We start from the raw sequence: 11,444 nt of genomic DNA on the forward strand, positions 1-11,444 counted from the left end.
GCTGGCTTGCCTGCGATGACGGCATCCCTGCCGGTTTACCCCCCACTCCCTGTCGAATTACGGCCAGCGTGGTTTGATGGGGCGCCTAAGATCAAAAGCAGATCAAGATCAAGAGCAGATCAAGAGCGTCTCGCTTCGCATCGTGGTTAGCGGCAGGCCGTTTCCTTCGTCTGTGCTATACAGTCAACCAAGCAAGTGCTTGGTTGGCTGTATCTCGGATCACAAAGGAGCGCGTCCCATGCCTGTCGCTTTTCGTTTGCCGTTGCAGGTCTTCTTCGAGCGTGAAGCGCGGCACCCGCGCAAAGTCTTCCTCGTTCAGCCCATCGGCGGCGGTGAGGTGCAGGCCCTCACCTGGGGCGAGGTCGGCCACCAGGCCCGTTGCGCCGCGCACTGGCTGCGTGCGCGGGAGTTGCCCCAGGGTTCGCACATTGCCTTGATTTCAAAAAACTGCGCCCACTGGATCATCGCCGACCTGGCGATCTGGATGGCCGGGCACGTGTCGGTGCCGCTTTATCCCAACCTCACCGCCGAGTCTGTCGCCCATGTGCTGACCCATTCGCAGGCGCGGTTGGCGCTGATCGGCAAGCTGGATGATTGGTCGGCAATGGCGCCTGGCGTTCCTGCGGATGTGCCGACTGTCAGCCTGCCGCTGTGCACTCCTGAAGAGACTTTCGATTTCACTTGGGCGGACCTGCAAGCCTGTTCACCGATCCAGGACAACCCGCTACCGGATGCCGCCAGCCTGGCCACTATCATCTACACCTCCGGTACGACCGGCCTGCCTAAAGGGGTGATGCACAGTTTCGGCGCCTTGGGGTTTGCTGCCTCGGGCGGTACTGAGCTGTTTGGCCTGGGGGAGGGCGACCGGTTGCTGTCGTACCTGCCGCTGTGCCATGTGGCGGAGCGGATGTTTGTAGAAATGGCGTCGATCTATACCGGGCAAACCGTTTTTTTCGCCGAGAGCCTGGAAACCTTCCTCACCGATCTGCGCAGGGCGCGGCCGACGGCCTTGTTTGGCGTGCCGCGCATCTGGACCAAATTCCAACTGGGCGTCTACGCCAAAATCCCGGAAACACGCCTCGATACCCTGTTACGCCTGCCTTTCATCGGCAAACGCGTCGGCCATAAAATTCTCGCCGGCCTGGGGCTGGATGCGCTGCGCATCGCCCTGTCCGGCGCCGCGCCGGTGCCCGAGGCGTTGCTGCGTTGGTATCAGCGCCTGGGCCTGGATGTGCTGGAGGTGTACGGCATGACCGAAAACTGCGGCTATTCCCATGTGTGTCGCCCAGGTGGGCAAACGCTCGGTTGGATCGGCCAGCCCTGCCCAGGCGTGCAAGTGCGTATCGACCCGTCAGGCGAAGTGCAGGTACGCAGTGGCGCGACCATGTTGGGCTACTTCAAGGACCCGCAGAAAACCGCAGATACGCTCACTGCAGATGGCTTCCTGCGTACGGGTGACAAGGGCGAGCAGGACGCGGACGGTCGCCTGCGCCTGACCGGACGTCTCAAGGAAATTTTCAAGACCAGCAAAGGCAAATACGTAGCCCCGGCGCCGATTGAAAACCGCCTGGCCGAACATGCACGTATTGAACAGGTGTGTGTGGTCGGCGAGGGGCTCAGCGCGCCGATCGGGCTGTGCGTGTTGTCGGCACCCGGCGAGGACCGCCAAGCTCTCGGCAGCGGCCTTGAGCGCTGGCTGGCACAGGTGAACGCGGGCCTGGACAAGCATGAACGCATGGGGCACTTGGTGGTGGTGAAAGACCACTGGGCGGTGGAAAATGGTTTTCTCACGCCGACCTTGAAGATCAAACGCAACGTGATCGAGTCGACGTACGGGCCACAATTGCAAGCATGGAGCGCGCGCGCCGAAACCGTTCTGTGGCAGGATTAGGGTCGTAATAAAACCAACAAGGACAACCGTATGAGCCTGTGGCGTACCCAACCGAATATCGAACACCTCAACGCGATCCAGAAAAACACCATCGGTGAAATGCTGGATATTCGTTTCGAAAGCTTCGACGACGAATCCCTTACCGCCAGTATGGTGGTCGACCACCGCACCCATCAGCCCTACGGCCTGCTGCACGGCGGCGCCTCGGTGGTGCTGGCCGAAAGTGTCGGCTCCATGGCCGCCTACTTGTGCATTGATGCAAGCAAGTTCTATTGCGTGGGCCTGGAGGTCAACGCCAACCACCTGCGCGGCGTGCGCAGCGGCCGGGTAACTGCGGTGGCCAAGGCTATTCATATCGGGCGTACCACCCAGGTGTGGGACATCCGCCTGAGCAGCGACGAGGGCAAGGCCAGTTGTGTCTCGCGCCTGACCATGGCCGTGGTGCCGCTGGGTGAACAACCGCCGGCGCGATAGCGCGTGGCGTGAGTGTCATCATTCCTGGCAGTTACAGTCATTGCTGTAGGGGCCGGGCATGGTGACAATCCCCCTCTGTTTTTGTTGATGGAACCTGTATGTCGCAGCACGTGTTTTTTACCCACGCCAATGGCTTCCCTTCGGCCACCTACGGCAAGCTGTTTGCCGCCCTGGCCCCGGAATATGCGGTGGCCCATCTGCCACAGCACGGTCACGACCCCAGGTTCCCGGTAGATGATAACTGGCAGAACCTGGTGGACGAGCTGATCCATCATCTGGAGCAGCAGCCAGAGCCTGTATGGGGCGTGGGCCATTCCCTGGGTGGCGTGCTGCATTTACACGCGGCCATGCGCTGCCCGCAGCTGTACCGGGGCGTGGTGATGCTGGATTCGCCGGTGCTCACCCGCGCAGACCGCTGGGTGATCCGCGCTGCCAAGCGCTTTGGTTTTATCGACCGACTCACCCCGGCTGGGCGCACGCTTGGCCGGCGCGAAGAATTCACCGACCTGGACACCGCGCGCAGCTATTTCGCCGGCAAGACCCTGTTCCGTGGCTTTGATCCCGATTGCTTTGACGCGTACCTGCAACATGGCCTGCAGCAAGTGGGCGACCGCCTGCGCCTGCGGTTCGACCCTGCCACCGAAATCAGCATCTATCGCGGCGTGCCCCACACCAGCCCGGGCCAGGTGCGCCAGTTGAAGGTGCCGCTGGCCGTGGTGCGTGGCCGCCAGAGCCGGGTGGTGATGCGTCACCATGCCAGCGGTGTCGACCGCTTGCCCATGGGCGAAATGCTCACCATGCCCGGCGGCCATATGTTTCCCCTCGAACGCCCTCAGGACACTGCTGCCTTGATCAAGACTCTGTTCGCCCGCTGGCAGGCCCGTGAGCGCAGTTGCGCATGAGTACGCCCGTTGAAGAGGTACGCCTGAGCCTGCCGCACATCGAACTGGCCGCGCATCTGTTCGGGCCCGAGGACGGCCTGCCGGTAATTGCCCTCCATGGTTGGCTGGACAACGCCAACAGCTTTGCGCGCCTGGCGCCCAGGCTGCGAGGGTTGCGCATCGTCGCCCTGGACATGGCGGGGCATGGGCATTCGGCGCACCGCCCGGCTGGCGCCGGTTATGCCTTGTGGGATTACGTCTACGATGTGCTGCAGGTGGCTGAGCAACTGGGCTGGAAACGTTTTGCATTACTTGGCCACTCCCTGGGCGCCATCGTCTCTCTGGTAGTGGCCGGGGCCTTGCCGGAGCGGGTGACACACCTGGGCCTGATTGACGGCGTGATCCCACCGACCGCCAGCGGCGAGAACGCGGCCGAGCGCCTGGGCATGGCGTTGCAGGCGCAATTGAGCCTGCAGGACAAGCGCAAGCCGGTCTACAACAGCCTTGATCGAGCGGTCGAGGCGCGGATGAAGGGCGTGGTGGCGGTCAGCCGTGAAGCAGCGCAGCTCCTGGCCCAGCGCGGTTTGATGCCTGTACCGGGCGGTTACACCTGGCGCAGCGATAGCCGCCTGACCCTGGCGTCGCCGATGCGCCTGACCGACGAACAAGCCATGGCCTTCGTGCGAAGGGTAGGGTGCCCTACCCAGTTGGTGGTCGCGGCTGACGGCATGCTGGCGAAACATTCCGAATTGCTTTCTCAGCTACCCTTCACGGTTACCACGCTGCCAGGCGGCCATCATTTACACCTGAATGACGAGCCCGGTGCGGCTCTTGTTGCAGACTGTTTCAATCGGTTCTTCTCCACGCCTTGACTTGGCGGGGTCAACTGCCGAGGCTGGGCGGATTGAAAGGGAGTCAACCATGAACACACTCGATATCGCTGTGACCAACATTGGCCAGGGCTCACTGATCCGATGAGCCTGGGTAAAGGATGTATCCGTGCCCTTGGCCTTTGCTGTTTCAGCCCCCTGGTATTTGCCGCCGATCTGCCCGGCAGCCAGGATCTACCGGCGGTAGCCCGCCAGGTTGATGCGCAAATCGTCGATTACCGCCCCGCTGAAGACAAGGAACGCATCTACCCCATGGGCGCGATCCGCAAGATCAGCGGCCAGTTGCGTTATGAAGGCCAGGCCATCGCACGCGGCCCAGCCACTGCAATCACCTATGAATTGCCCGCCGAACACAGCTCCAGCGCCGCCTTTACCGCAACGCGCGAAGCCTTGCAGGCCAAGGGTGCGCAGTTGTTGTTCTGGTGCAAGGCCCGCGATTGTGGCGAAAGCAGCCTGTGGGCCAACGAAGTGTTTGGCAACGCCAAGCTGGTGGGCGCCGACGGCCAACAGGAATACCTGCTGCTACGCCTGGCCGCCCCGCAGGACAATTCCCTGATCGCGTTGTACGGCATCACCCGTGGTAACCGCCGCGCCTACCTGCATGTGGAGCAACTCGACGCCAGCGCGCCCTTGGGCGAGCTGCTGCCCACCTCGGCCACCCTGCTGCGTGAACTCAAAAGCACCGGCGAGCTGGATTTTCCCGCGCTGGTTGCCAAGCCGGATGACACCTGGCTGACCTTGATATTCCGAGCCTTGAACCTCGACACCACCCTGCGCGTGAGCCTGAGCGGGCCGCAGGCCGAGGCCTGGCGCCAGGCGCTGGTGGAGAAGGGCGTGCGCACCGCCCGTCTGGAAACCGGCACCGGTGAAACCCAAGGGCTGCATCTGCATCTGATACGCTAAGCACCACAGGGCGAACGGACCCGCGCCGTTCGCCTAAGCTCTCTTTCTACAGCCTTCTTTTCGAGATACCCGATGCTCAATAACGATCGCCTGCTGGTGCAAATCCTGCTGCTGGTGCTGTTTGGTGCCAGCTTCTGGGTCATGGCGCCGTTCTGGTCGGCGCTGTTCTGGGGCGCGGTGCTGGCATTTGCCAGCTGGCCGCTGATGCGTTTGCTCACCCGTTGGCTCGGCGGCCGAGAATCCCTGGCCGCTGGCATCCTGACGTTGGGCTGGATGTTGCTGGTGGCGGTGCCATTGGTATGGCTGGGGTTCAACCTGGCTGACCATGTGCGTGATGCGGTGGCGCTGATCAAGGACATCCAGGTCGACGGCTTGCCCGAGGCGCCGACCTGGTTGGGGTCGATCCCCTTCGTGGGCGAGCGCCTGGTGGCGACCTGGGACAGCATTGATCAACAAGGCGCGGCGCTGATGGTGAGCATCAAGCCGTACCTGGGTCAGGTCGGCAATTGGTTGTTGGCGCGCAGTGCGCAAATTGGCGGCGGCATTCTTGAGCTGACCCTGAGCCTGGTCTTCGTGTTCTTTTTCTACCGTGACGGGCCGCGCCTGGCGATGTTTGTGCACCGCCTGTTGGAGCGCCTGATTGGCGAGCGCGCTGGCTATTACATCGAACTGGTGGCCGGCACGGTGCAGCGGGTGGTCAATGGTGTGATCGGCACCGCTGCGGCCCAGGCGCTGCTGGCGCTGATCGGCTTTCTGATCGCTGGCGTACCGGGCGCGCTGGTGCTGGGTATCGTGACTTTCCTGCTCAGCCTTATTCCCATGGGGCCGCCGCTGGTGTGGATTCCGGCCACGGCGTGGCTGGCGTGGAAGGGCGATTACACCTACGCGGTTTTCCTGGGCGTGTGGGGCACGTTCGTGATCAGCGGCGTGGATAACGTGCTCAAGCCGTACCTGATCAGCCGTGGCGGCAACCTGCCGTTGGTGATTGTGCTGTTGGGTGTGTTTGGTGGGTTGATAGCGTTCGGCTTTATCGGCCTGTTTATTGGCCCGACGTTGCTGGCGGTGGCCTACAGCCTGTTGACAGACTGGAGCGCGAGCCAGGCGCAAGTGCGTCGTGAAGACAAACCCTGTAACTGATGGGTGTACCTAACTGTGGTGCGCCGCGGTACTTGTGGGAGCTGGCTTGCCTGCGATAGCGGTGGGCCAGCCAACACTTCATCGACTGACACTGCGCAATCGCAGGCAAGCCAGCTCCCACATTTGGATCGCGGCGCGTCAGGTAAATGGGAGTGCTTAAACCCTCGGCAACCACATCACCGCCGTCAACCCACCGCCCGGTGTATCTTCCAGGCTCAGGTGGCCGCCGAGTCGCTCGACGGCTTCCCTGGCAATGGTCATCCCCAAACCGACCCCTCCGGAATTGCGGTTGCGCGATCCCTCCAGGCGAAAGAACGGCTCGAACACCGCTTCGCGCTTATCGGCGGCGATTCCCGGGCCGTGGTCGATCACCCGTATCACCAGGGCGCCGCGGCTGTCAGCCAGTTCTACCCGGGCGGTGCCGGCATAGCGCAGGGCGTTGTCGATCAAATTGTTCAGGCATGAACGCAGGGCCATCGGCTGTACCTGCAACGGTGTACAGGTGCCGGAAAATTTCACGTCGCGGCCTTGGTCCTGAGCGTTTTCACTCAGGGATTCCACCAATGCCTGGACGTCGAGCCAATGCCGTGTCTCGCTGGTGCGCTGTTCGTGCAGGTAGCTCAAGGTGGCATCCAGCATGCCGATCATGTCGTCCAGGTCTTGGCGCATCTGGCCTTGCAACTTGGGGTCTTCGATCTGTTCCAGGCGTAGCTTGAGGCGCGAGAGGGGGGTGCGCAGGTCATGGGAGACCGCGCCGAGCATGCGGGCGCGCTGGCTGACTTGTTCGCGGATGCGCTTTTGCATCAGGTTGAAGGTCGAGGCCGCCTGGCGTGCTTCGCGAGGGCCGGATTCCACCAGGGGCGGGCTGTCGAGGTCGACGCTCAAGCGCTCGGCCGCCGCGCTCAGGCGCTGGATCGGCCGGCTCAGCAGTTTGGCGCCGTACCAGGCGGCGATGATCAGCGAGATAAATTGAAATGTCAGGGGTACCACTGGGCCGCCAAACCAGGGGCGAGGCGCCTTGCGCAAGGGCGTGAGACTGCCGTCCGGTTGTTCGACGAACGCCGCGCGGGGCGGTGGCGGCGGGCCGTAGTGATGGAACCAGAAGAACGCCAGCACATGGGCCAGCACAATCGCCACCAGCAACAGGCCGAACAGTCGCCCGAACAGCGTGTTGAAGGGCGCGCGCATCAACCGATATCCTTGGCGTCGAACAGGTAGCCTTCGCCGCGTACGGTCTTGATCAATTGCGGTGCCTTGGGGTCATCCCCCAGCTTCTGACGCAGGCGCGACACCAGCAAGTCGATGCTGCGATCAAAGGCCTCGATAGAGCGCCCACGGGCCGCGTCCAACAGCTGTTCGCGGCTCAGCACACGGCGCGGGCGTTCGATGAACACCCACAACAAACGAAACTCGGCGTTGGACAGCGGCACCACCAGGCCATCATCGGCCACCAACTGGCGCAGCACGCTGTTCAGGCGCCAATTGTCGAAACGGATATTGGCCCGCTGTTCGGTGCGGTCATCACGCACCCGGCGCAGGATTGTCTGGATACGCGCGACCAGTTCCCGGGGTTCGAACGGCTTGGACATATAGTCGTCTGCCCCCAGTTCCAGGCCGATGATGCGGTCGGTGGGTTCGCAGCGGGCGGTGAGCATCAGGATCGGAATGTCCGACTCGGCGCGCAGCCAGCGGCACAATGTCAGCCCGTCTTCGCCCGGCAGCATCAGGTCGAGCACCACCACATCGAAGGTCTCCGCTTGCATGGCTTGGCGCATGGCGATGCCGTCGGTGACGCCTGAGGCGAGAATATTGAAGCGTGCCAGGTAGTCGATCAGCAGTTCGCGGATCGGCACGTCGTCGTCGACAATCAGCGCGCGGGTGTTCCAGCGCTTGTCTTCGGCGATCACCGCGTCTTTTGGCGCTTCGTTTACAGGGTCGCAAGGGGTATGCATAGCGAGGTCATCTGCCTGGTTGTGGCTGTCAGCATAGGCGCCCAGTTCCAGGGCTGGAAGTGCTGGGCGGGCGGTCATGTGCGCGAGGCTAGCCGGACGGCGTATTGAGGGCATGTCGTGAATGTATCGGCGCTGAAACAATCGCCCTGAATCGCCTATATTGGGCGCTTGATCGGTATTTACCGATCATCGGATCCCGCAACGGCGCTGCTTGCGCTACAATCCGCGCCGATTTCGACTTGCCTGAGAGCCCATTCCAATGTCCGTCTGCCAGACTCCTATCATCGTCGCCCTGGATTACCCCACCCGTGACGCCGCACTGAAGCTGGCTGACCAGTTGGACCCCAAGCTTTGCCGGGTCAAAGTCGGCAAGGAACTGTTCACCAGTTGCGCGGCGGAAATCGTCGGCACCCTGCGTGACAAAGGCTTCGAAGTGTTCCTGGACCTGAAATTCCATGACATCCCCAACACCACGGCCATGGCCGTCAAAGCCGCGGCCGAGATGGGCGTGTGGATGGTCAATGTGCACTGCTCCGGTGGCCTGCGCATGATGAGCGCCTGCCGCGAAGTGCTGGAACAGCGCAGCGGCCCAAAACCGTTGTTGATCGGTGTAACCGTGCTCACCAGCATGGAGCGCGAGGACCTGGCGGGCATTGGCCTGGATATCGAGCCGCAGGTTCAGGTGTTGCGCCTGGCAGCCCTGGCGCAGAAAGCCGGCCTCGACGGCCTGGTGTGCTCAGCCCTGGAAGCCCAGGCCCTGAAGAACGCTCACCCCTCGCTGCAACTGGTGACACCGGGTATCCGTCCTACCGGCAGCGCCCAGGATGACCAGCGCCGCATCCTGACCCCACGCCAGGCCCTGGATGCGGGCTCTGACTATCTGGTGATTGGCCGTCCGATCAGCCAGGCAGCGGATCCTGCCAAGGCGTTGGCAGCGGTCGTCGCCGAGATCGCCTGATTTTTAGAGCGGCAAAAATGTGGGAGCTGGCTTGCCTGCGATAGTATCAACTCGGTATCACTTAGAGACCGAGTTGCTTGCATCGCAGGCAAGCCAGCTCCCACATCTGTTTTTGTGGTGTGTCAGCTGACTTTGAGCACCAACTTCCCGAAGTTCTCGCCATTGAACAGCTTCATCAGCGTTTCCGGGAATGTCTCCAGCCCTTCGACAATATCTTCCTTGCTCTTGAGCTTGCCCTGGGCCATCCAGCCGGCCATTTCCTGGCCCGCCGCCGCGAAGTTCGCCGCGTGGTCCATCACCACAAAGCCTTCCATGCGCGCACGATTGACCAGCAATGACAGGTAGTTGGCCGGGCCTTTGACCGCTTCCTTGTTGTTGTACTGGCTGATTGCGCCGCAAATCACTACGCGGGCTTTGAGCGCCAGGCGGCTGAGCACGGCGTCGAGAATATCGCCGCCGACGTTATCGAAATACACGTCCACGCCTTTGGGGCACTCGCGCTTGAGGGCGGCGGGCACGTCTTCAGTTTTGTAGTCGATGGCGGCGTCGAAGCCCAGCTCATCCAACAGGAACTTGCACTTTTCGGCGCCACCGGCGATCCCCACCACGCGACAGCCTTTGAGCTTGGCGATCTGCCCGGCGATGCTACCCACGGCACCGGCAGCACCGGAGATCACCACGGTGTCACCGGTTTTCGGGGCGCCGGTCTCCAGCAGGGCAAAGTACGCCGTCATGCCGGTCATGCCCAGGGCGGACAGGTAGCGGGGCAGGGGCGCTAGCTTGGGGTCCACTTTATAGAAACCACGGGGCTCGCCAAGGAAGTAATCCTGCACGCCCAGTGCACCGTTCACGTAGTCCCCCACCGCGAAGTTCGGATGCTTCGAGGCAATCACCTTGCCTACGCCCAGGGCGCGCATCACTTCGCCGATGCCTACTGGTGGGATGTAGGACTTGCCTTCATTCATCCAGCCACGCATGGCCGGGTCGAGGGACAGGTATTCATTGCGCACCAGCACCTGGCCGTCCTGGGGTTCGCCCACCGGCACTTCCTGGTAAGTGAAGGTCTCGCGCGTGGCGGCACCGACCGGGCGTTTGGCGAGCAGAAATTGGCGGTTGGTCTGGGCGGTCATGGCAAGGACTCTTTAGAAATGGAACATGAGTGATAGACCCTCAGTGGCAGAAGGGCAAGGGTGTGCAAAGCAGGCGAATGCCCGGCAATAGCCCTCGCTGATAATCAGCCGGGCGGCTTTATCACTGCGATTCATGCAGCGCCAACCGGCCTTCTGATAGTGCTGACGCACGGCTCCCGGCGTTGGCTAGACTCGCTCCACCGTTACTAACCCCACAGGACAGTTCCCATGAGCATGACGTTTTCCGGCCAGGTCGCCTTGGTGACCGGCGCCGCTGCTGGTATTGGCCGCGCCACCGCGCTGGCGTTCGCCGCCGAAGGCTTGAAGGTGGTGGTCGCGGACCTTGATGTGGCAGGAGGCGAGGGTACTGTGGCACTGATCCACCAGGCCGGTGGCGAAGGGATATTTGTGCGCTGCAACGTCACGCTCGACACGGACGTGCAGCAATTGATGGCTCAGACCGTCGCCACCTATGGGCGCCTGGACTACGCCTTCAACAACGCCGGCATCGAAATCGAGAAGGGCAAACTGGCTGACGGCAGTCTCGATGAGTTCGATGCGATCATGGGGGTTAACGTCAAAGGCGTGTGGCTGTGCATGAAGTATCAGTTGCCTTTGCTGTTGGCTCAGGGCGGTGGGGCCATCGTCAACACCGCATCGGTGGCGGGGCTGGGGGCGGCACCGAAGATGAGCATCTATGCGGCGTCCAAGCATGCGGTGATTGGCCTGACCAAATCGGCGGCCATCGAGTACGCGAAGAAGAAAATTCGCGTGAATGCCGTCTGCCCGGCCGTGATTGATACCGACATGTTTCGTCGCGCCTATGAGGCCGACCCACGCAAGGCTGAGTTTGCCGCAGCCATGCACCCGGTGGGACGCATTGGCAAGGTTGAGGAAATCGCCAGCGCCGTGTTGTACCTGTGCAGTGATGGCGCAGCGTTTACCACCGGTCAGGCCCTGGCGGTGGACGGTGGCGCGACGGCGATCTAGGACCGCGCTTGGCACGCTGTTTGAAAAGAGCGCGGGGTGATGTGGGGCGTTTCCATAGCTGGCAGAGTGCCGTGGCTGAATATGTTTCTTCAGGTAAATAATCTAATAAAATCGGCGGTTGCAGAAGCTGAGTGCAACACGGTTATTGATTTGAAGCTGGAGCATGATGCCGCATAGCCATGGCTTCCTGCATCACCTCGCCCATGACTTCGATCGGGCACTTGAAATCGAAGCGTTT

The 11,444-nt window shown here is 62.1% G+C and carries 11 protein-coding genes; 8 read left to right on the top strand and 3 right to left on the bottom strand.

What is annotated here, in order from left to right:
* The first annotated feature begins 238 nt into the window (after window positions 1-238).
* The 6 genes from JJD66_RS21630 (at window position 239) to JJD66_RS21655 (ending at window position 6,176) form a co-directional block, all read left to right on the top strand.
* Complete coding sequence (locus tag JJD66_RS21630) at window positions 239-1,891, top strand: AMP-binding protein (RefSeq protein ID WP_200648985.1); 1,653 nt, start codon at window positions 239-241, stop codon at window positions 1,889-1,891.
* Window positions 1,892-1,921: 30 nt separating this feature from the next.
* Window positions 1,922-2,365 (top strand): hotdog fold thioesterase, encoded by a 444-nt coding sequence (locus JJD66_RS21635; protein WP_014717751.1) that lies wholly within the window; start codon window positions 1,922-1,924, stop codon window positions 2,363-2,365.
* 98 nt (window positions 2,366-2,463) lie between these two features.
* Entirely contained in the window at window positions 2,464-3,267 is an 804-nt protein-coding gene (locus JJD66_RS21640; RefSeq protein ID WP_057976723.1) for an alpha/beta fold hydrolase, read from the top strand.
* Window positions 3,264-4,118: an alpha/beta hydrolase gene (locus JJD66_RS21645; RefSeq protein WP_198716236.1), complete on the top strand. Its 855-nt coding sequence runs from the start codon at window positions 3,264-3,266 to the stop codon at window positions 4,116-4,118. Before JJD66_RS21640 ends, JJD66_RS21645 begins: the two co-directional genes overlap by 4 nt.
* A 102-nt stretch (window positions 4,119-4,220) precedes the next feature.
* Window positions 4,221-5,039 (top strand): DUF4892 domain-containing protein, encoded by an 819-nt coding sequence (locus tag JJD66_RS21650; RefSeq protein ID WP_200648986.1) that lies wholly within the window; start codon window positions 4,221-4,223, stop codon window positions 5,037-5,039.
* A 72-nt stretch (window positions 5,040-5,111) separates the two neighbouring features.
* On the top strand, window positions 5,112-6,176 hold the full coding sequence (locus JJD66_RS21655) for an AI-2E family transporter (RefSeq protein ID WP_003190063.1): 1,065 nt from the start codon (window positions 5,112-5,114) through the stop codon (window positions 6,174-6,176).
* A gap of 156 nt (window positions 6,177-6,332) precedes the next feature.
* Here the strand turns inward: JJD66_RS21655 and JJD66_RS21660 are convergent, their stop codons facing one another.
* Together JJD66_RS21660 and JJD66_RS21665 are read right to left on the bottom strand one after the other, a co-directional pair.
* Entirely contained in the window at window positions 6,333-7,364 is a 1,032-nt protein-coding gene (locus JJD66_RS21660; RefSeq protein ID WP_089042712.1) for a sensor histidine kinase, read from the bottom strand.
* Window positions 7,364-8,128, bottom strand: a complete 765-nt coding sequence (locus tag JJD66_RS21665) for a response regulator (RefSeq protein ID WP_198716238.1) — start codon at window positions 8,126-8,128, stop codon at window positions 7,364-7,366. The genes JJD66_RS21660 and JJD66_RS21665 overlap by 1 nt, the downstream gene beginning before the upstream one ends.
* Window positions 8,129-8,387: 259 nt before the next feature.
* On the opposite strand from JJD66_RS21665, the gene pyrF reads away from it, so the two are divergent.
* Complete coding sequence (gene pyrF, locus JJD66_RS21670; RefSeq protein ID WP_003190068.1) at window positions 8,388-9,086, top strand: orotidine-5'-phosphate decarboxylase; 699 nt, start codon at window positions 8,388-8,390, stop codon at window positions 9,084-9,086.
* A 122-nt stretch (window positions 9,087-9,208) separates the two neighbouring features.
* On the opposite strand, the gene JJD66_RS21675 is transcribed toward pyrF, so the two are convergent.
* On the bottom strand, window positions 9,209-10,216 hold the full coding sequence (locus JJD66_RS21675) for an NADP-dependent oxidoreductase (RefSeq protein ID WP_200648987.1): 1,008 nt from the start codon (window positions 10,214-10,216) through the stop codon (window positions 9,209-9,211).
* A 228-nt stretch (window positions 10,217-10,444) separates the two neighbouring features.
* Here JJD66_RS21675 and JJD66_RS21680 point away from each other — a divergent pair, with 228 nt between their 5' ends.
* The gene (locus tag JJD66_RS21680) at window positions 10,445-11,206 is read left to right on the top strand and encodes an SDR family oxidoreductase (RefSeq protein WP_003190072.1); all 762 of its coding nucleotides are present in this window, start codon (window positions 10,445-10,447) and stop codon (window positions 11,204-11,206) included.
* The last annotated feature ends 238 nt before the right edge of the window (window positions 11,207-11,444 follow it).

The organism is Pseudomonas sp. MF6751, assembly GCF_016613265.1.
GTDB classification, from domain to species: domain Bacteria; phylum Pseudomonadota; class Gammaproteobacteria; order Pseudomonadales; family Pseudomonadaceae; genus Aquipseudomonas; species Aquipseudomonas fluorescens_BV.